This window comes from Macrococcus sp. DPC7161, assembly GCF_004117835.1.
Classification (GTDB): Bacteria; Bacillota; Bacilli; order Staphylococcales; family Staphylococcaceae; genus SDSC01.
In genome coordinates this window covers 642,243-660,146 of the sequence record NZ_SDSC01000001.1, presented here as the reverse complement: position 1 = coordinate 660,146, position 17,904 = coordinate 642,243, and the positions used below count along the sequence as shown (strand labels likewise).

Here is a 17,904-nt window from a genome sequence, read left to right as displayed (position 1 = left end):
GCGCTTTCAAATATCTTGATAATATTAATTTGTAATCATATATTAGGAGGAATTTATAATGGCTTTTGAATTACCACAATTACCATATGCATATGATGCATTAGAACCACACATTGATAAAGAAACGATGGAAATCCATCACACAAAACATCACAATACATATGTTTCAAATTTAAATGGTGCTGTTGAAGGTACAGAATTTGCTGATCTTTCTATTGAAGATTTAATGAAAAAAATTAACGAAGTACCAGCTGATAAAAAGACTGCAGTGATTAACAACGGTGGTGGCCACTATAACCACTCTTTATTCTGGACTTTATTAGCGCCTGGTAAAGAAGCAAAAGGTGAAGTAGTTGATGCAATTATCGCTAAATTTGGTTCTTTAGATGAATTTAAAGCACAATTCGCAGATGCAGCTGCTAAACGTTTTGGTTCAGGTTGGGCTTGGTTAGTAGTTAATAATGGTGAATTAGAAATCGTTTCTACACCAAACCAAGAAAATCCTTTAATGGAAGGTAAAACTCCAGTATTAGGTTTAGATGTTTGGGAACATGCTTACTACTTAAATTACCAAAACAAACGTCCAGATTATGTTAATGCATTTTGGAATGTTGTAAACTGGGAAAAAGTAAACGAATTATATTTAGCTGCAAAATAATTTATACTATTAGCATGTGCAATTGCACATGCTTTTTTTGTGTTTTTAGTGCAAATCTTTTTAATTTCATATATCATTAGATATTATGTATGAAAGTAGGTCGTATCGTTGAAAAGAGTTAAGCAAGAGTCAAGTGAATTAAAAAATAAACGATTGACTATGCGACGTATCAACGTCTTGTTTATGGCAGTTGTTTCATTACTCATCCTGCTTGTTTTACGTCTAGGCTATTTGCAAATTGCACAAGGCGATGATTATAAAAAAGCAGTTGATAATAATGAAAATATTGAAATCAATGAGTCAGTTCCTAGAGGTAGAATCTATGATAGAAACGGAAAGTTACTTGTAGACAATACTTCAAAAAGGGCCATTACTTATACTCGTGATCGTATGACGAGTAGGGGAGAGATTTTAGACACAGCAAAAAAATTGTCTAAATATATCAAAATGGATACAGGAGCTTTAACAAAGCGTGATAAACAAGATTTTTATATTTTGACACATAAATCCGATGTTGATCAATTAATGAAAAAAGAATTGAAGTTGGTTGAAACTGGTGAGATTACTCAAGCAGCATATGATGAAGCGTTATACAAAAAATTAACAGATAAATATACGGATCAATTGTCGAAAGACGAATTACAAGTTGCGAGTATTTTTCGAGAAATGTCATCTGGTAGTCAATTAAGTCCACAAATTATTAAAAATAAAGATGTGAGTGAAACGGAGTACGCTTTGGTCTCTCAAAACCTTAATCACTTGCCAGGTGTCAATACATCTATGGATTGGGAACGTAAGTATCTTTATGGAAAGACTTTAAGAACATTATTTGGAAAGGTTTCTTCTAAAGAAGAAGGATTACCTAAGGAATTGGTTGACTATTATTTATCTAAAGGCTATTCAAGAAATGATCGAGTTGGTCAAAGTTATTTAGAATTCCAATATGAAAACGTGCTTAAAGGAAAAAAAAGGAAAATGCGATATATTACAAATAAATCGGGAAAAATCATTGATTCTGAATTAATATCTGAAGGGTCAAGAGGGAATGATTTGATTTTATCCATTGATATTGATCTTCAAAAAAAGGTTGAAGATTTAGTTGATAAACATATTCGCAATTTAAGATCTTTAGGTGCTAAGGATATGGATAAGGTCTTAGTAGTGCTTCAAGATCCAAACAACGGTGATGTACTAGCACTTGCTGGGCGACAAATTGATAAGTCTGGTAACATTACAGACTATCATTATGGTACATTTACTTCTCAATATGCTGTTGGTTCTTCTGTAAAAGGGGCAACACTATTAACTGGTTATAGTAACAAAGCGATATCAGTAGGAGAAACGATGGTCGATGAGCCGTTGGAATTTAGTGGTGGTATGACAAAAAGATCATACTTTAACCAAAATGGTAAAAAAACGATTAATGATAAAGAAGCATTAATGCATTCATCAAACGTATACATGTTTAAAACTGCATTGAAATTAGCTGGTTTAAATTATAGTAATAAAATGACATTGCCTTCTGATATACAAGAAGCGGGATTAAAATTACGTAAAGGCTTAAATCAATTTGGATTAGGCGTTAAAACAGGTATTGATTTACCAAATGAAGTTACTGGTCAAACTGGTGTGCTTAAAAATAATCCTGGGAATTATTTAGATTTAGCAATTGGCCAATATGATACCTATTCGCCTTTGCAATTGAGTCAATATATATCAACGATTGCGAATGATGGTTATAGAATTCAGCCACACCTTGTTAAAGAAATTAGAGGGGCGAGTAAAACTGATAAATTAGGACCTGTTAAGGAATCAATTAAAGGAAAAGTATTGAACCGAATTAATAATTCTCAGAATGAAATCGATGAAGTTAAAGAAGGGTTTGATATGGTATTTAATAAGGTGGATGGGACAGGTTATCAAAGCTTTAATAATACTAAAGTAAGATCCGCAGGTAAAACGGGGACTGCTGAAGTATTTTTAGATGGAAAACCTCAAGTTAATTCGACTTATATTGGATATGCTCCAGCAAATAATCCTAAATTAAGTTTTTCAATTATCTATACAAACCAACCAGTACCACCACCTTGGCTGCCAGGTGGGGATCTCGGTAAAGATATTATTAACGAGTATTTTAATTCGAAAAAATAAATAAACTAAAGTGAAAGACAATTCTGACAATGAATTGTCTTTTTTCTTTACACAAAATTTACAATACATTCATTATGAATTAACAATCTTGTTTTATATTGAATATGTAAGTCACAAACAACAAATAATTATCGTCTATTTATTAGGAGGAAATTTTAACATGAAAAAATGGCAATTAGTTGGTTCTACTACTGTTTTAGGTACTGCATTATTATTAGGAGCTTGTGGTGGAGCTGCTGAAAAATCATCTTCATCAGATAAAGGTTCTGATTCTAAATCAGCATCAAAAGACATTAAAGGTGAAGTTAAAGGTGATGGTTCTACAACTGTTGCACCAGTTATTGAAAAAATTAACGAAAAATTCAACTCTGAATATCCAGATGTAACAGTATCAGTTGGTACTTCAGGTACTGGTGGTGGTTTCGAGAAATTCATCGCTGGAGAAACTGATTTCTCAAATGCATCTCGTGAAATTAAAGACGAAGAGAAGAAAAAATTAGAAGATAAGAAAATTGCTTATACTGAATTCAAATTAGCGACTGACGGTTTAACAGTTGCAGTAAACAAAGACAACAAATTTGTTGACTACTTAACTTTTGAAGAATTAGCTAAAATCTACTCTGGTAAAGCTAAAACTTGGAAAGATGTTCGTTCTGATTTCCCTGCTGAAGAAATCAAAGCATTCTCTCCTGACCAATCACATGGTACATATGACTTCTTTAGTGAAGAAGTTTTAGATAAAGGTGATATCAAAGCTGAGAAAAATGCGGATACAAACGTTATCGTAAAATCAGTTGAAGATAACAAATCAGGTATTGGATTCTTCGGATACAACTTCTACCAAGAAAACAAAGATAAATTAAAAGCAGTTAAAATTCAAAAAGAAGGTAAAGGTGAAGGTGTAGAAGCGACTGAAAAAACTGTTAAAGATGGTTCATACCCATTAAGTCGTCCATTATTCATCTATGCTAAAAATGATTCAATCAAGGAAAACGAAGCATTTAAAACATTCTTAAAATTCGTAATTGAAAATTCTAAAGATGCATCAAAAGAATCTGGTTATGTTGCATTAGAAGATAAATTATACGATGAAGATTTAAAGAAATTAGAAGAAGTTAAGTAATACTTAATAGAATCGAATTTTAGGAGCGAAACAATTTCGCTCCTTTTTTAAAATGAAGGAGTCTAAACTATGAGTGAAAAAGTTTCTATACAACAACTCATTGAACAAAACAAAGGGAAAGGTTCAAAGGGTTCAATTGAAAAAATTATCCCAACTATTCTATTGATCATTGCTAGTATTTCTGTATTAACGACGTTAGGAATTTTATATACTTTGTTAACAGAAACGATTACTTTCTTTACGAGAGTATCACCATTGGAATTTTTAACAAATACCCATTGGGATGCGTTTAGTCAACATCCTAAGTATGGTATTGCAGCATTAATTATGGGAACTTTTAAGGTAACGATTGTAGCAACATTATTTGCTGTACCAGTAGGCTTAGGTGCTGCACTTTATTTAAGTGAATATGCAAGTGAGCGTTCTAGAAAAATTATAAAACCAATACTTGAAATCTTAGCAGGTATTCCAACAATTGTTTACGGTTTCTTCGCATTAACGTTTGTGACACCAATGTTAAGAACGATTTGGCCAGCATTAGATAGTTTCAATGCTGTCAGCCCTGGACTTGTTATAGGAATTATGATTGTGCCTTTAATTGCGAGTATGTCAGAAGATGCTATGAGTGCTGTTCCACAAGCGATTCGTGAAGGTGCTTTAGGTTTAGGTTCAACGAAATTAGAAACAGCATTAAAAGTTGTTTTCCCAGCAGCATTATCAGGTATTTTAGCTTCAATTGTACTTGCGATTTCACGTGCGATAGGTGAGACGATGATTGTTGCTTTGGCAGCAGGTTCAAATCCAGAATTTTCATTAGATTTTACAAATTCATTACAAACAATGACAGGTTTCATTGTTCAAGTTGCTACAGGTGATGCAACTTTCGGTTCAGATATTTACTACAGTATTTATGCTGTTGGATTTACACTTTTTGTTTTTACCTTAATTATGAACTTTATTTCACAATGGGTAACAAACAAATTCAGAGAGGAGTATTAATATGCAATTAATTGATCAAAAGAAAGTTGAACACAAACTCTCTGGACGTTTATCTAAAAATAAAATAGTAAAAAGTATCTTCTTTTTGTGTACCATTATTGGTTTATTGGTTTTAGGCGTATTATTATTTGACATCATTAGAAAAGGTGCGGGCTATTTAACACCAGCATTTTTCAATAACTTTTCATCTACAACGCCTGCAAAAGCAGGTATTAAAGGTGCATTACTTGGAACATTATGGTTAATGATGACGATTGCACCAATTGCAATTGTATTAGGTGTTGCGACTGCCATTTACATGGAAGAATACGCGAAAGATAATGTATTTACTAGATTTATAAAAGTAAATATTTCAAACTTGGCTTCTGTGCCATCAGTTGTATTTGGTTTGTTAGGTTTAACAATTTTTGTGCGTGGTGCGGGGTTTGAATCATTAGCTTTAGGTAAATCGGTAATTGCCGCTGCGTTAACCATGTCTTTAATGATATTGCCAGTTATTATTGTTTCAAGTCAAGAAGCGATAAGAGCTGTACCAAATGCAATCCGTGAAGCTTCATTAGGTTTAGGTGGTACTAAGTGGCAAACTATAACGAACGTTGTATTACCTGCCTCAATTCCTGGTATTTTAACAGGTACAATTTTAGCTTTATCAAGAGCAATTGGTGAAACTGCACCTTTAGTTGTTATTGGTATTCCTACAATTTTCTTGAAAACACCAGACGGCATTATGGATCGTTTCCAAGCACTTCCAATGCAAATTTATACTTGGGCAAAATTACCTAAGGAAGAATTCCAATATCTTTCATCAGCAGCGATTATCGTCCTTTTAGTAATGTTAATCGCGATGAACTCAATTGCTATTTATATTCGTAATAAATATCAAAAGAAATATTAATTTTAATTTTTAAATAAAAGCTTTAAATTTGAGAGGGGTCTTAAAATGAATGAAACACAAGTAAAGGAAAATAAAATTATAACAACAACACCAGTTGTTGATAAAAAAGATAGTACAATTGTTGAAACTAAGAAAAACATTGTATATCAAACAAATAACTTAGATTTATGGTATGGCGATCATCATGCATTAAAAAATATCAATCTTGATATATTAGAAAATGAAGTAACTGCTATTATCGGTCCTTCAGGTTGTGGTAAATCAACTTACATTAAAACTTTGAACCGTATGATAGAACTAGTACCAAGTGTTAAAACTTCAGGTGAAATTTTATATCGTGGAGATAATATATTTGATAAGTCATATAAGGTTGAACATTTACGCACGCGAGTAGGTATGGTATTCCAAAAACCAAATCCATTCCCAAAATCTATTTATGACAATATTACTTATGGACCAAGAATTCATGGTATTACTGATAAAAAGATTTTAGATGAAATTGTTGAAAAATCATTAAAAGGTGCTGCGATTTGGGATGAGTGTAAAGATCGTTTAAACCAAAATGCATATGGTTTATCTGGTGGACAACAACAACGTATTTGTATTGCAAGATGTTTAGCGATTGAGCCAGATGTAATTTTAATGGACGAACCAACATCAGCACTTGATCCTATTTCAACATTAAAAGTAGAAGAATTAGTTCAAGAAATTAAAGACAAATACTCTATCATTATTGTTACACATAACATGCAACAAGCTGCACGTATTTCAGATAAAACTGCATTTTTCTTAAACGGCGTTGTAAATGAGTTTGACACAACAGATAAAATCTTCTCAAATCCTGCTGATGAGAAAACAGAACAATATATTTCAGGAAGGTTTGGTTAATATGAGAGAAATCTATCAAGAACATCTAGAGCAGTTAGAAAATTCTGTGTTTAACTTAGCGAATGAAGTTTATCATACGATTGAACGTAGTATAAATGTTTTAAGTAATGATGATATTAATGAAGCAAGAGAAATCATTAAACATGATGAAGTAATAAATCAAATGGAATATGATATTAATGATCAAATCGTAAGTTTAATTACAAAACAACAACCTATTGCTACGGATTTAAGAAAGATTTTATCAAGTATTCGTATTGCAGCTGAATTAGAGCGTATTGGAGACAATGCATCAAATATTGCTAAAATTCGTAAACGAGTTAAATTAGAAGATCATTATGTATTAACAAGATTAAAAACAATGGGTAAATTAAGCATGTTAATGCTTCAAGATTTAAAAGTGGCATATGAAACGAAAGATATGAATTTAGTTAAAGAAATCATTGAACGTGATAAAGATATTGATGATTTATATAAAGAAATTATTAATACAACATACTTAATTGATAATGATCCATATATTGCTGGTCAAGCTCATTTAGCAGGACGTTACTTAGAACGTACTGGTGATCATATCACAAATATTGCTGAAAATATTTATTATGTGATAACAGGTCAAAGATACGATCAAATCCCAAATTAATACTAGCTATCCTAACGATTTGATGTTATTATGATTAAGTCGTATGCAAGAAATAAGGAGGGAATATTATGCGCGTAAACGTAACTTTAGCTTGTACTGAATGTGGTGATAGAAACTACATTACAAAGAAAAATAAAAGAAACAATCCAGAACGTATTGAAATGTCAAAATTCTGTGCTAGAGATAATAAAAAAACTTTACATAGAGAAACTAAATAATTCATCTAAAAAGACACGTACTTCGTGTCTTTTTCTTTTTATATTCATATACAAAGTAAGGTATAATGAAATGGGTGATAATATGACAAATAAATCGGATTTCAGAAAATCAACGATTAAGCAATTAAAAGAGAATCGGTTAAAATATAATAATGAATTAAAGATATACAAAACTTTATTTGAGCAAAGTACATTTAAAGAAGCAAAAACCATTGCTATCACATTAAGTATGGCACATGAAATTGATACTAAATTTATTATTAAATATGCACAAATGTTAGGGAAACAAATCTATATTCCAAATTGTGATTATAAAAGTAAAGTAATGAATTTTCAGTTGTTTACCAATTTTGATGACTTAGTAATCGATAATTATGGCATTGAAGCAATGGGCTTTGAAACTGAAATTAATAATGAAATAGATTTGGTAATAACACCTGGAGTGGTATTTAACTTGAATGGCTACCGTATTGGTTATGGTGGTGGGTATTATGATCGTTTTTTATCTAATTATAATGGTGAAACAATCAGTTTAGCTCATGAAATCCAAATTCAAGAATTTGAACAGGATAGTTATGACGTACCTGTGCATAAAATAATAACAGAAAAACGCATTATTAATGGAGTACGAAATGATTGATAAGTTAATTTATAAACGCATTTACGAATGGATTAAATATGAAAATTATATTAATTTATTATATTTTTCTAACGAAGAAGACGTATGGCTATTTCACGAAAAAAACAAGACATTAAAACGTATTATCTTCACGAAAGAAACATTACAATCGATTCATTTTATTGTAGATAAAATGAATTTACAAAAAGCTGAAATTGAGCATTTGATTAACAATAAGATTCGGCACATTGAGTTGATTTTAGTTGATGAAGATAATATCACATCACAAAACATTGATGGTGTAAAAATTGATGTTATTAATCATCAGAAAAATATTAATCAAGTAATGCATCATAAGTTTATAGGTTTAACAAAATATGTTAAACCTCAGTCGAAATCATATTATAAAAGGCGTATATTTAACAATCAACTTATTGACAATGCAATCACGAAATTTAGTCCAATAACAACAGTTTTAATAGTTTTAAATATAGTGATTTACTTTGTTTTACTATTTAAACCATCATCAAATCAATCCGAATTTTTATTAGAAAATGGTGCACTTACTCACTTTAATTTTGTTCATGGGGATTATATTAGAATTATTACTTCAATGTTTGTTCATTTAGATTTTTCTCATTTATTATTAAATATGATGTCTCTTTTTATATTTGGAAAAATCATTGAATATTTATTTGGAACATGGCAATATTTGTTGATATATTTATTGGGTGGCATGTTAGGAAATTTGTTAAGTTTAACATTTGATACACATTCGATATCAGCAGGAGCAAGTGGTGGAATTTGTGCATTAATGGGTGCCTTTATTGTGTATTTGATAACTACAAAATTGTACAAACCAAAATTTATTATTCAAATAACTGCAATGTTTATTCTTTTTATGTTATTAACGAACTTGTTTAATAATGTAAATAACTATGCCCATTTTGGTGGATTTATTGGGGGTATATTAATCGCATTGATATTGTATTTGTTTAAATTGAATAAAAATTATTTTTGGTTTACTTTATTTGTGTTGATATTGACCATCTTTATGATGCTATTAAATATTTTTACACAGAAGGAGAACCATATTTATAATCGTTTGGCTATGTCCGAATTTGAAACAGGTGATGTGCCACATGCCAAAAATATAGTTAAGAAAATTATTAAACATGGTTATGAAAATGATGAAACATATACTATTTATGGCTTAATTGCCGCTCATGATGACAACATTGATAGTGCTATTGAGATTTGGAAAAAAGGTGTTAAACGTTTTCCTAATAGTCCAGATTTAAATTATCAACTCGCGTTAGCCTATCGATCAATTGATAAATATGACACTGCTCAAAAGTATATTGATAGAGCAGTAGCTTTAAAAAATAATAAGCAGTATGATACTTTACAACATGAAATAAAAACATTTAGGTGATAATATGAAAACTTTTTATGATGTACAACAATTATTAATGGGTTATGGCATCGTTATTTATTTTAAAGATGAACTGGATACGATAGAAATGATGAAACAAGAACTTAAAGGATTGCATGATGCAATGTTGATTTCTCATCAAGATTATATTCAGGCCAATTTAATTTTAAATCAAAGGAGCATTCAAAATGGTACTTATTTTAGCAGCTGATATAGGTGGTACTACCTGTAAATTAGGTGTATTAAATGAAGATTTGGATTTACTTCATCATTGGGAAATCCCTACGAATAAAGAAGAAAATGGTCAACATATTTTAAAAAATGTATATGATTCATTTAAAAAAAACGCAAGTTTAAAAAAATATGATTTTAATGATGTAAAAGGTATTGGTATCGGTGTTCCTGGACCGATAGATTTTGAAAATGGTATTGTAAACGGTGCAGTCAATTTAAATTGGCATGGCAAAAAAAATATAAAAGAAGAAATGATGCAAATCAGTCAATTGCCAGTAGTCGTTGATAATGATGCTAATGTCGCAACGCTAGGTGAAAAATTTAAAGGTGCTGGATTCAACGAACCAGATGTAGTTTGTATGACGTTAGGAACTGGTGTTGGTGGTGGTATTATCACAAATCATCAATTGGTACATGGTCACAATGGATCAGGTGGGGAGTTAGGCCATATTAAAGTTGATTTTAAAGAACGATTTAAATGTAACTGTGGTAACGTAGGGTGTTTAGAAACTGTCGCGAGTGCGACAGGTGTGATCAATTTAACGTATCATTATTATGAGGAATTAAAATTTTCTACAATGTTAAAAGAAAATATATTAAATAAAACGGTTCAAGCAAAACATGTTTTTGATGCTGCTAAAGCAGGTGACGAATTCGCAACCTATATTATTAAAAAAGTAGCGAAATACATTGCTTATGCAATCAGTATAATTAGTGTTACTACTAATCCAAAATATATCATTATTGGTGGTGGTGTATCAAAAGCTGGAGACTTTTTAATTCATCATATTGATAGTCAATATCAATCTATGGCATTTAAGCCGTCTTTAGACGGTACTAAAATAGTTACTGCAAAACTTGGTAACGATGCTGGAATGATTGGTGCTGCAGGCCTAGTGAAACAATATATATTGGAGGCTAAATAATGGCTATTATAGATGTTGTCGTAATACCTCTAGATAAAACATCAGTGAGTATTAGTAAATATATTGGAGAGATTCAGAATTTATTAAAAGAGAAAAAAGAAATTGGATTGATTGATTATCATTTGACACCAATGTCTACTTTAATTGAAGGGGAACTTTCTGACTGCTTAAAAGTATTAGAGGAAATACATGAGTTACCTTTTAAACATGGAATTGATCGTGTATGCACGAACATTAGAATTGATGATAGAAGAGATAAAAAACGAAAAATGTTTGAAAAATTAGATTCAGTGAAAAAACATATGCATTAAAAAAAGACGAGTAATCGTCTTTTTTTAATGGTGTAAAATTGGATAGCCGTAAGTTAAAATTGTAGCTAATGAAAAGAATCCAAAAGATACAGTTGCTAAAAATCCAAAGATAATACCCAAAACATTTTTGTTTTTAATTGCAGAAATGAATGCAAAAATTGATAAAATGAAAACACCTAACATTAATAATGCGAAAATGTTTACACCGATATGAATTTTTACACCAAAAATTTCGAATAATTCGCCAGTGTTAATAAAAGGCATGATATAACCCCCAAGTTAATTCTTTTATTATCATTAATATTGTATAATTAATACAAACAGATGTCTAGAGATTTTTAGGAGGAATTACATGCAAAGAATTAAAATGCCGTTAGGTGTTATCCAAACGAACTGTTATTTATTAAATAATGAGGATCAAGTATTAATTATAGATCCTGGTGCTGAATCCAATAAAATCATTAATAAAATTACGGAATTAAATAGTAAACCAGTTGCGATATTATTAACGCATGCACATTTTGACCATATTGGTGCTGTAGAAGAAATTTGTAATCATTATCAAATCGATGTATTTGTATCAGAAATTGAGAAGTACTGGTTAAGTGATCCTGTAAAAAATGGGTCTGAAAAATTTAAAGCATTTAACATACCTCCAATATCAACTGGAGTAAAACCGAAAATATTGCAAAAAGGCAAAATGAAAATGAAATCATTTGAATTTGAAGTAAGACATACGCCAGGCCATTCACCAGGGTCAATGTCATTTATTTTTGAGGACTTTGCGATTGTAGGAGATACTTTATTCAAAGATAGTATTGGTCGAACTGATTTATATGAAGGGAACCACCAACAACTCATTAATAGTATTAATGAATCTTTATTGAGTTTAGATGAATCAATGGTAATTTGTCCTGGTCATGGAGATGAGACTACGGTTCAACGTGAGATGGATTTGAACCCATTTTTAAATGGTTTTTAAGTCAACAAACGATATGAGATTTGGAAATTAATAATTGAATATAAAATAAAAAAACCTTCCGTAATGGAAGGTTTTATTCGTGATGACCAAAACTTGGCTCTAATAAGAATGTTGAATAGTATGTGAATCCTACAAAACAAACGATTAAGTATGCTGCGAAAATATACATATACATTCTTTCTGATAATTTTAAATATCCTAATAATACAAAAAATCCAGTTTGAGCTACAAATATGAAAGACATCATTGACATTCCGCCTACATAAAACATTACAGCGAAAATTGTTGTCCAGAATCCTAAAGTTTTAAAAACTTTATCCATCCTAAAGTTCCCCCTCTAATTCAGACTGTTCATATCATTTATTATTATAAAGTTCTATGAGACATAAGTAAACAGTATTTTTAGATTTAATCATTGTTATTTTATGGAATAGCCATGTTTAAAATAGAGTAAAGAAATTTATTTTTAATTTTTTTAAACAATTTACAAGAAAACTCGAATTTTTTTCCGATATATAAGTTAAGGAGGTGAGATATGGAAGCGTCGCTCAATAAAATATTATTAGATGCAATTCAGCAGCAAGCATCAGATATCCATTTTGTTCCATGCAGAAACAGTGTTTTGCTAAAACTAAGAATATTAGGTGATATTGAACTTTATGACACATTAGAAAATGATGATTTCTTAAAATTATTAACTTATATTAAGTATATTTGTAAATTAGATGTCTCAGAACGTAATAAAGCTCAAAGTGGTGTGGTTTCATACCATATTAATGATGCTGAATATCAACTTCGAGCTTCTACTTTACCACAATCAATTGGTGTTGAGGCACTAGTGATTCGAATGATTCCAGTAAATTTTAAACCATTAGCCATTCATCAACAAAATCTTTATGAACTTATCAAAATTGCTAGTGGTTTACTTTTAATTAGTGGGCCGACTGGTAGTGGAAAAAGTACATTAATGTATACATTACTTGATAAAGCGATTCATCAACTGAATCGTCAAGTGATTACTATAGAAGATCCAGTTGAACAAACATTAGAAGGAGCCATCCAAATTAATGTGAATCATAAGGCAAATATTACATACAAGAATTCTTTAAAAGCAATATTAAGATGTGATCCAGATATTATTATGATTGGAGAAATACGTGATGAAGAAACTGCAAAACATGCAATTTCTGCAAGTTTAAGTGGTCATCTTGTTATCGCAACAATACATGCATCGGATGCTGTAGGTGTAGTTGAAAGGTTATTGGAGATGGGCATTCAAAAAAATGAATTGTTACAAAGTCTTCATTGCATCATAAATCAAAGGCTAATTCGAATAAGAGATGAAAGAACATTAATTTTTGAAATTTTATATCATGATGAAATAAATAAATATATGAAAGGTCAACAACTTAAATACGATACACTCTTAGAAAAAATCACAATGCTATATCAAGAAGGGCAAATTACTAAAAATGAATATGAAAAATATATTTTTGAAAAAGCCATTTAAAAGATATCAAATCGATTTTTTATTAAGAACAGCTGAGCTATTGGAAAGTGGATTTACATTTTATGAATCTACGGTATTTTTATTAAATCAATATGATAAAATTCAACAAACTTATAAAGTAGATATTTTATCAGCAATAGAAAAAGGCGCAACTATCAGCGAAATTTATAATCAATTATTGTATTCAAATCATATTGTGATGCAAATTTACTATAGTGAGCAATATGGAGATGTGATTGAAACATTAAAGAAATGTCATCTATATGCTTTGACTCAAAAAATGTTAATGAATCAATTAATAAAAACCATTCAATATCCATTATTACTTATTTGTATATTTATTGGCTTAATTTTGACAGTTAATCAAACGGTATTGCCTCAATTTCAATCCATGTATGAAGCCATGGGTATTCAATTATCGAAAGAACTTTTATGGATAACGACAATATTATTTATGTTACCTAAATTCCTATTTGTTATTTTAATTGTCATTGGATTATGTATCATTTACTATTTTTATTTCTTCAAAAATAAAGATATTGAAAAACAAATTTTAATAATTAAAAAAATTCCCTTTTTAAACAAGCTTTATAAACTCTTCATAACTTATAAATTTAGCAAAGATTTATCGTTTTTCTTATCTAACGGGGTGATGTTAATTCAAATTATGGATGTTCTTGTAAAGCAAGATAAAGATAAATTGAATCAGTTTATTGCATATAAAATTAATAACGACTTATCTAAAGGGATACAATTGGTTGATAGTATTGAAAAATTAAATTTATTTGAAACAACATTTACGCATTTTATTTCACATGGAGAAAAAAATTCTAAATTAGATATTGAATTATCCTATTACAGCCAATATGTATTTGAAAAGTTGCAGTTTAAAATTTTCAAAATGATAAAAAGCATTCAGCCAGTGATTTTTATCATCTTAGGTTTATTAATAGTGGCTATGTATCTTATCATCATATTGCCGATGTTACAAATGATGGAAGGCATAAAATAAAGGAGACAATCAAAATGAAAAAATGGTTATTGACTTTAAAAAAACAGTTTACAAAGAAAGATGGATTCACATTGGTTGAAATGTTAATTGTACTTTTGGTTATATCAGTACTTATCATCATCATTATCCCCAATATAGCCAAACAATCTGAAAATGTACAAAATACTGGATGTCAAGCACAAGTTAAGATGGTCCAAGGTCAAATAGAAGCTTATAAATTACAAAAAGGGAATAACCCTGAGAGTGTTAATGATTTAGTGCCTGAGTTTTTAAAAGAATCACAAGTGAAATGTAAAAATGGAAAAGCCATAGAAATTCAAGGTGGCGAAGCAGTTGTCCAAACAACTTAAAGCATTTACTTATTTAGAAACTCTTATTACTTTACTGATAATTATTGTATTAATAAATGTTATTCACTTTACTCATTTCAATTTTGATGAAGCTAATGAGGAAGAGATTAATGATGAATTTATTACTTTATTAAATTATTATCAAACACTTGCTATTGCGGAAAATAAAATAATCACTGTCCAATTTCAATTGGGCGGTGATTTAGTAAAGTTTAATGCAGACGGATATACAATGGGTGAGTACCATTTAAAAAATGTTGTTTTTTATGAAAGTAATAATAATGTGCCACAAATATTTCTTAAACCTTCAGGTGTAAATCAAGGTACTTCTATTATTTATAAAATGAACCAATCTTATTATAAATTAATAATTCAGCTATATAGAGGTAGGATAAGAATTGAAAAAATGTGATGGATTTTTATTAATAGATGCATTACTTTCAATGAGTATTATTATCATCATTTGCTTAATTTTGTTACCAATTACATATCAATTGAATCAACAATATGAAAAAGCACTTATAGATTTAGAGCATGTGAGAGCATTTTATACAGAGGTTGTAATCAATGAAGAACAAATCATTCAAAATGACAAATCCATCTGTTTACAAAAGGATCATAGTACCTGTATCCAAATTGATGAAAATTAAAAGTGGATTTACGATTGTTGAATCTTTAATCAGTTTATCTATTTTGATGATTATTGCGAGTTTATTTCCATTAATTTTTTACCAAATTCAAAATATTTCTGGAAAAGCTGTCAATCATCAAGATATCAATATTCAGCTATTTTTACGTGACATTCAAGAAGAAATTAAAAATGACACAATAGAAATAAAGCACAATAAATTATTTCTAACTAAATCAAACTTATCATATGAATTTCATAATAACCGAATTGTAAGAAAGAAGAATGGTACTGGTTATGTCATTATGTTAGAAAATGTTAACGATGCCTATTTTTACTCAAAAAATGACAAGACTTGGATCTTCTTAAAGGTGAAAATCAATGTTCAAACGTTTGAAGTCCATTATATGTTGCAATAAAGCATTTACTTTTCCTGCCATGATGATCATTATGATGATTGTGACTAGTTATATAAGTTATTTTGTTTTAAGATTTGTTTTAAAAATATATACAATTGAAAATTTAAAAAAGTTCTATATCCAACAGATAATTGATACTATTAATTAAATAGTATCAATTTTTTTGAGGTGAGAAGATGAGTATTGTATTAATAGGATTTATGGGTTCAGGTAAGTCAACTTTAGGTAAACAATTATCTTTAATTCTAAGTAAACCATTTATAGATTTAGATGCATATATTGAAGCGGATGAATGCATGACTATTTCAGATATTTTTAAATTAAAGGGTGAATCATATTTTAGGGAAAAAGAAAATTTAGCATTAAAGAAATTTATTCATCGTGACATCGTTTTGTCAACAGGCGGTGGAATTATAGAAAATCCGAACAATAAAACATTATTTTTAAAAAATAAGTGTAATTTTTGGGTAGATACGAACTTTGAAACATTATATAATAGGATTGTTGGTGATTTAAATCGCCCGAATGCTATTTCAAAAAGTTACGAAGAATTATTAATCTTGTACAAGTCAAGGATTTCACGTTATAATGAAATCGCATACATAAGGGTTGATACGAGTCAATCAATCCAAACTTGTTGCAACGACATCGTAAACAAAATAATTTCGGATGAGAATGGTTAGAGAGCATGATTAAATTCATCGCCGAAGGTGCAAGCATTGCGAAACTCTCAGGCAAAAGGATAACCATTTGACGAAACCTGAAGCATTCGACAGGATAATGAATTATTCTGTTTTATTTTATTTATAGGGGGATAAAAATGACTGAATTAAAGAAAACACCATTGTATGACAAATACATTGAAGATGGCGCGAAAGTAATTGATTTTTCTGGTTGGGCTTTACCTGTCCAATTTTCTTCAATTAAAGAAGAACATACAGCTGTACGTGAAGCTGTAGGTATGTTTGATGTTAGCCACATGGGTGAAATTATTGTTGAAGGCGAGAAATCATTAGATTACTTACAACATGTACTTACTAACGATGTATCTAAAACAACAAAATTAAAAGCTCAGTATTCAATGATTTGTAATGAACAAGGTGGCGTTATCGATGATCTTGTTGTTTATAAGTTAGAAGAAAATAAATATTTATTAGTTGTTAATGCTGGTAATACTGACATTGACTTCGAATGGTTAAAATCTAAAGAGACGGATGGCGTTACGGTAACAAATGTATCATCTCAATATGGTCAAATTGCTGTACAAGGTCCTAAAGCATTAGAAGTTTTAAAACCTCATGTAAAAGAAGATATCGAAGCATTAAAATTATTTGAATTTTATCAAAATGTTTCTTTATTTGGCAAAAACGTTATTTTAAGTCAATCAGGTTACACTGGCGAACATGGTTTTGAAATTTATTGTGCTGCTGAAGACACAGTACATATCTGGTCTGAATTACTTAAATTAGGTATTGCGCCATGTGGTTTAGGTGCACGTGACACATTGCGCTTAGAAGCAGCTTTACCTTTACATGGTCAAGACTTAACAACATCAATCACACCTTATGAAGCAAAAATGGGCTTCAGTGTTAAATTAAATAAAGGTGAATTCATTGGATATGATGTATTGAAGAAACAAAAAGAAGAAGGTTTAACACGTAAAATTGTAGGTATCGAGTTATTAGATCGTGGTATTGCTCGTACAGATTATGTTGTTAAAAACAAAGCTGGTGAAGAAATTGGATACGTTACAAGCGGTACTCAATCACCAACGACTGGACGTTCTGTTGCACTTGCAATGTTAAACATTTCTGAAACAGAATTAGACAATGAAGTAGTTGTTCAAGTACGTAAAAAAGAAATACCTGCTAAAGTAGTTAAAACACCATTCCATAAAAACTAA

24 protein-coding genes and 1 riboswitch are annotated in these 17,904 nt (G+C 30.0%); of the genes, 22 read left to right on the top strand and 2 right to left on the bottom strand.

The features are described from left to right. Nucleotides 1–58 precede the first annotated feature (58 nt). The 13 genes from ER639_RS03335 (at nucleotide 59) to ER639_RS03275 (ending at nucleotide 11,100) form a co-directional block, all read left to right on the top strand. Entirely contained in the window at nucleotides 59–658 is a 600-nt protein-coding gene (locus ER639_RS03335) for a superoxide dismutase (RefSeq protein WP_129064334.1), read from the top strand. A 159-nt stretch (nucleotides 659–817) separates the two neighbouring features. After that, nucleotides 818–2,809: a peptidoglycan D,D-transpeptidase FtsI family protein gene (locus ER639_RS03330; RefSeq protein WP_129064423.1), complete on the top strand. Its 1,992-nt coding sequence runs from the start codon at nucleotides 818–820 to the stop codon at nucleotides 2,807–2,809. 160 nt (nucleotides 2,810–2,969) lie between these two features. Further along, nucleotides 2,970–3,932 carry a phosphate ABC transporter substrate-binding protein PstS family protein gene (locus tag ER639_RS03325; protein WP_129064333.1) on the top strand — a complete coding sequence of 321 codons (963 nt, stop codon included), beginning with the start codon at nucleotides 2,970–2,972 and terminating at the stop codon, nucleotides 3,930–3,932. 69 nt (nucleotides 3,933–4,001) lie between these two features. Next, nucleotides 4,002–4,931 carry a phosphate ABC transporter permease subunit PstC gene (gene pstC / locus ER639_RS03320; protein ID WP_129064332.1) on the top strand — a complete coding sequence of 310 codons (930 nt, stop codon included), beginning with the start codon at nucleotides 4,002–4,004 and terminating at the stop codon, nucleotides 4,929–4,931. A 1-nt stretch (nucleotide 4,932) separates the two neighbouring features. Further along, nucleotides 4,933–5,826, top strand: a complete 894-nt coding sequence (gene pstA / locus ER639_RS03315; protein WP_129064331.1) for a phosphate ABC transporter permease PstA — start codon at nucleotides 4,933–4,935, stop codon at nucleotides 5,824–5,826. A gap of 45 nt (nucleotides 5,827–5,871) precedes the next feature. Further along, the gene (gene pstB / locus ER639_RS03310; RefSeq protein ID WP_129064330.1) at nucleotides 5,872–6,714 is read left to right on the top strand and encodes a phosphate ABC transporter ATP-binding protein PstB; all 843 of its coding nucleotides are present in this window, start codon (nucleotides 5,872–5,874) and stop codon (nucleotides 6,712–6,714) included. Between the two features lies 1 nt (nucleotide 6,715). Beyond that, nucleotides 6,716–7,357: a phosphate signaling complex protein PhoU gene (gene phoU / locus ER639_RS03305; RefSeq protein WP_483306222.1), complete on the top strand. Its 642-nt coding sequence runs from the start codon at nucleotides 6,716–6,718 to the stop codon at nucleotides 7,355–7,357. A 68-nt stretch (nucleotides 7,358–7,425) separates the two neighbouring features. After that, nucleotides 7,426–7,575, top strand: coding sequence for a 50S ribosomal protein L33 (rpmG, locus tag ER639_RS03300; RefSeq protein ID WP_129064328.1), 150 nt, complete (start codon nucleotides 7,426–7,428; stop codon nucleotides 7,573–7,575). 82 nt (nucleotides 7,576–7,657) lie between these two features. After that, nucleotides 7,658–8,215 carry a 5-formyltetrahydrofolate cyclo-ligase gene (locus ER639_RS03295; protein WP_164993341.1) on the top strand — a complete coding sequence of 186 codons (558 nt, stop codon included), beginning with the start codon at nucleotides 7,658–7,660 and terminating at the stop codon, nucleotides 8,213–8,215. Next, nucleotides 8,208–9,629: a rhomboid family protein gene (locus tag ER639_RS03290; protein WP_164993340.1), complete on the top strand. Its 1,422-nt coding sequence runs from the start codon at nucleotides 8,208–8,210 to the stop codon at nucleotides 9,627–9,629. Before ER639_RS03295 ends, ER639_RS03290 begins: the two co-directional genes overlap by 8 nt. A 4-nt stretch (nucleotides 9,630–9,633) precedes the next feature. After that, nucleotides 9,634–9,840, top strand: coding sequence for a YqgQ family protein (locus ER639_RS03285; protein ID WP_129064325.1), 207 nt, complete (start codon nucleotides 9,634–9,636; stop codon nucleotides 9,838–9,840). After that, nucleotides 9,818–10,789, top strand: coding sequence for an ROK family glucokinase (locus ER639_RS03280; RefSeq protein ID WP_129064324.1), 972 nt, complete (start codon nucleotides 9,818–9,820; stop codon nucleotides 10,787–10,789). The genes ER639_RS03285 and ER639_RS03280 overlap by 23 nt, the downstream gene beginning before the upstream one ends. Beyond that, nucleotides 10,789–11,100 (top strand): MTH1187 family thiamine-binding protein, encoded by a 312-nt coding sequence (locus ER639_RS03275; RefSeq protein ID WP_129064323.1) that lies wholly within the window; start codon nucleotides 10,789–10,791, stop codon nucleotides 11,098–11,100. Before ER639_RS03280 ends, ER639_RS03275 begins: the two co-directional genes overlap by 1 nt. A gap of 24 nt (nucleotides 11,101–11,124) precedes the next feature. Here ER639_RS03275 and ER639_RS03270 read toward each other — a convergent pair whose 3' ends face one another. Next, nucleotides 11,125–11,364: a DUF2759 family protein gene (locus ER639_RS03270; protein WP_129064322.1), complete on the bottom strand. Its 240-nt coding sequence runs from the start codon at nucleotides 11,362–11,364 to the stop codon at nucleotides 11,125–11,127. A gap of 88 nt (nucleotides 11,365–11,452) precedes the next feature. Here ER639_RS03270 and ER639_RS03265 point away from each other — a divergent pair, with 88 nt between their 5' ends. Beyond that, nucleotides 11,453–12,082, top strand: coding sequence for an MBL fold metallo-hydrolase (locus ER639_RS03265; protein WP_129064321.1), 630 nt, complete (start codon nucleotides 11,453–11,455; stop codon nucleotides 12,080–12,082). A 73-nt stretch (nucleotides 12,083–12,155) separates the two neighbouring features. Here ER639_RS03265 and ER639_RS03260 read toward each other — a convergent pair whose 3' ends face one another. Beyond that, nucleotides 12,156–12,404 (bottom strand): DUF2626 domain-containing protein, encoded by a 249-nt coding sequence (locus ER639_RS03260; protein WP_129064320.1) that lies wholly within the window; start codon nucleotides 12,402–12,404, stop codon nucleotides 12,156–12,158. 213 nt (nucleotides 12,405–12,617) lie between these two features. On the opposite strand from ER639_RS03260, the gene comGA reads away from it, so the two are divergent. From comGA to gcvT, 8 genes are all read left to right on the top strand, one after another. Further along, nucleotides 12,618–13,592: a competence type IV pilus ATPase ComGA gene (comGA, locus tag ER639_RS03255; protein ID WP_129064319.1), complete on the top strand. Its 975-nt coding sequence runs from the start codon at nucleotides 12,618–12,620 to the stop codon at nucleotides 13,590–13,592. Further along, nucleotides 13,555–14,604, top strand: coding sequence for a competence type IV pilus assembly protein ComGB (gene comGB / locus ER639_RS03250; protein WP_129064318.1), 1,050 nt, complete (start codon nucleotides 13,555–13,557; stop codon nucleotides 14,602–14,604). Before comGA ends, comGB begins: the two co-directional genes overlap by 38 nt. A gap of 14 nt (nucleotides 14,605–14,618) precedes the next feature. Next, complete coding sequence (gene comGC, locus ER639_RS03245) at nucleotides 14,619–14,954, top strand: competence type IV pilus major pilin ComGC (RefSeq protein ID WP_129064317.1); 336 nt, start codon at nucleotides 14,619–14,621, stop codon at nucleotides 14,952–14,954. After that, nucleotides 14,938–15,366, top strand: coding sequence for a hypothetical protein (locus ER639_RS03240; protein WP_129064316.1), 429 nt, complete (start codon nucleotides 14,938–14,940; stop codon nucleotides 15,364–15,366). Before comGC ends, ER639_RS03240 begins: the two co-directional genes overlap by 17 nt. Further along, the gene (locus ER639_RS12220; RefSeq protein ID WP_164993339.1) at nucleotides 15,353–15,604 is read left to right on the top strand and encodes a hypothetical protein; all 252 of its coding nucleotides are present in this window, start codon (nucleotides 15,353–15,355) and stop codon (nucleotides 15,602–15,604) included. The genes ER639_RS03240 and ER639_RS12220 overlap by 14 nt, the downstream gene beginning before the upstream one ends. Beyond that, nucleotides 15,594–16,001, top strand: coding sequence for a competence type IV pilus minor pilin ComGF (gene comGF / locus ER639_RS03235; RefSeq protein ID WP_164993349.1), 408 nt, complete (start codon nucleotides 15,594–15,596; stop codon nucleotides 15,999–16,001). Before ER639_RS12220 ends, comGF begins: the two co-directional genes overlap by 11 nt. Before the next feature lie 176 nt (nucleotides 16,002–16,177). After that, nucleotides 16,178–16,684, top strand: a complete 507-nt coding sequence (locus ER639_RS03230) for a shikimate kinase (RefSeq protein WP_129064314.1) — start codon at nucleotides 16,178–16,180, stop codon at nucleotides 16,682–16,684. Beyond that, nucleotides 16,671–16,757: riboswitch (glycine riboswitch) on the top strand. Its footprint overlaps the gene before it by 14 nt. Before the next feature lie 64 nt (nucleotides 16,758–16,821). Beyond that, nucleotides 16,822–17,904, top strand: coding sequence for a glycine cleavage system aminomethyltransferase GcvT (gene gcvT / locus ER639_RS03225; protein WP_129064313.1), 1,083 nt, complete (start codon nucleotides 16,822–16,824; stop codon nucleotides 17,902–17,904).

What these genes read in the sequence shown, in the direction of transcription:
- ER639_RS03335 (WP_129064334.1), top strand. Translation starts at nt 59, where the DNA reads ATGGCTTTTGAATTACCACAATTACCATATGCATATGATGCATTAGAA.
- ER639_RS03330 (WP_129064423.1), top strand. Translation starts at nt 818, where the DNA reads ATGCGACGTATCAACGTCTTGTTTATGGCAGTTGTTTCATTACTCATC.
- ER639_RS03325 (WP_129064333.1), top strand. Translation starts at nt 2,970, where the DNA reads ATGAAAAAATGGCAATTAGTTGGTTCTACTACTGTTTTAGGTACTGCA.
- pstC (WP_129064332.1), top strand. Translation starts at nt 4,002, where the DNA reads ATGAGTGAAAAAGTTTCTATACAACAACTCATTGAACAAAACAAAGGG.
- pstA (WP_129064331.1), top strand. Translation starts at nt 4,933, where the DNA reads ATGCAATTAATTGATCAAAAGAAAGTTGAACACAAACTCTCTGGACGT.
- pstB (WP_129064330.1), top strand. Translation starts at nt 5,872, where the DNA reads ATGAATGAAACACAAGTAAAGGAAAATAAAATTATAACAACAACACCA.
- phoU (WP_483306222.1), top strand. Translation starts at nt 6,716, where the DNA reads ATGAGAGAAATCTATCAAGAACATCTAGAGCAGTTAGAAAATTCTGTG.
- rpmG (WP_129064328.1), top strand. Translation starts at nt 7,426, where the DNA reads ATGCGCGTAAACGTAACTTTAGCTTGTACTGAATGTGGTGATAGAAAC.
- ER639_RS03295 (WP_164993341.1), top strand. Translation starts at nt 7,658, where the DNA reads ATGACAAATAAATCGGATTTCAGAAAATCAACGATTAAGCAATTAAAA.
- ER639_RS03290 (WP_164993340.1), top strand. Translation starts at nt 8,208, where the DNA reads ATGATTGATAAGTTAATTTATAAACGCATTTACGAATGGATTAAATAT.
- ER639_RS03285 (WP_129064325.1), top strand. Translation starts at nt 9,634, where the DNA reads ATGAAAACTTTTTATGATGTACAACAATTATTAATGGGTTATGGCATC.
- ER639_RS03280 (WP_129064324.1), top strand. Translation starts at nt 9,818, where the DNA reads ATGGTACTTATTTTAGCAGCTGATATAGGTGGTACTACCTGTAAATTA.
- ER639_RS03275 (WP_129064323.1), top strand. Translation starts at nt 10,789, where the DNA reads ATGGCTATTATAGATGTTGTCGTAATACCTCTAGATAAAACATCAGTG.
- ER639_RS03270 (WP_129064322.1), bottom strand. Translation starts at nt 11,364, where the DNA reads ATGCCTTTTATTAACACTGGCGAATTATTCGAAATTTTTGGTGTAAAA.
- ER639_RS03265 (WP_129064321.1), top strand. Translation starts at nt 11,453, where the DNA reads ATGCAAAGAATTAAAATGCCGTTAGGTGTTATCCAAACGAACTGTTAT.
- ER639_RS03260 (WP_129064320.1), bottom strand. Translation starts at nt 12,404, where the DNA reads ATGGATAAAGTTTTTAAAACTTTAGGATTCTGGACAACAATTTTCGCT.
- comGA (WP_129064319.1), top strand. Translation starts at nt 12,618, where the DNA reads ATGGAAGCGTCGCTCAATAAAATATTATTAGATGCAATTCAGCAGCAA.
- comGB (WP_129064318.1), top strand. Translation starts at nt 13,555, where the DNA reads ATGAATATGAAAAATATATTTTTGAAAAAGCCATTTAAAAGATATCAA.
- comGC (WP_129064317.1), top strand. Translation starts at nt 14,619, where the DNA reads ATGAAAAAATGGTTATTGACTTTAAAAAAACAGTTTACAAAGAAAGAT.
- comGF (WP_164993349.1), top strand. Translation starts at nt 15,594, where the DNA reads ATGAAAATTAAAAGTGGATTTACGATTGTTGAATCTTTAATCAGTTTA.
- ER639_RS03230 (WP_129064314.1), top strand. Translation starts at nt 16,178, where the DNA reads ATGAGTATTGTATTAATAGGATTTATGGGTTCAGGTAAGTCAACTTTA.
- gcvT (WP_129064313.1), top strand. Translation starts at nt 16,822, where the DNA reads ATGACTGAATTAAAGAAAACACCATTGTATGACAAATACATTGAAGAT.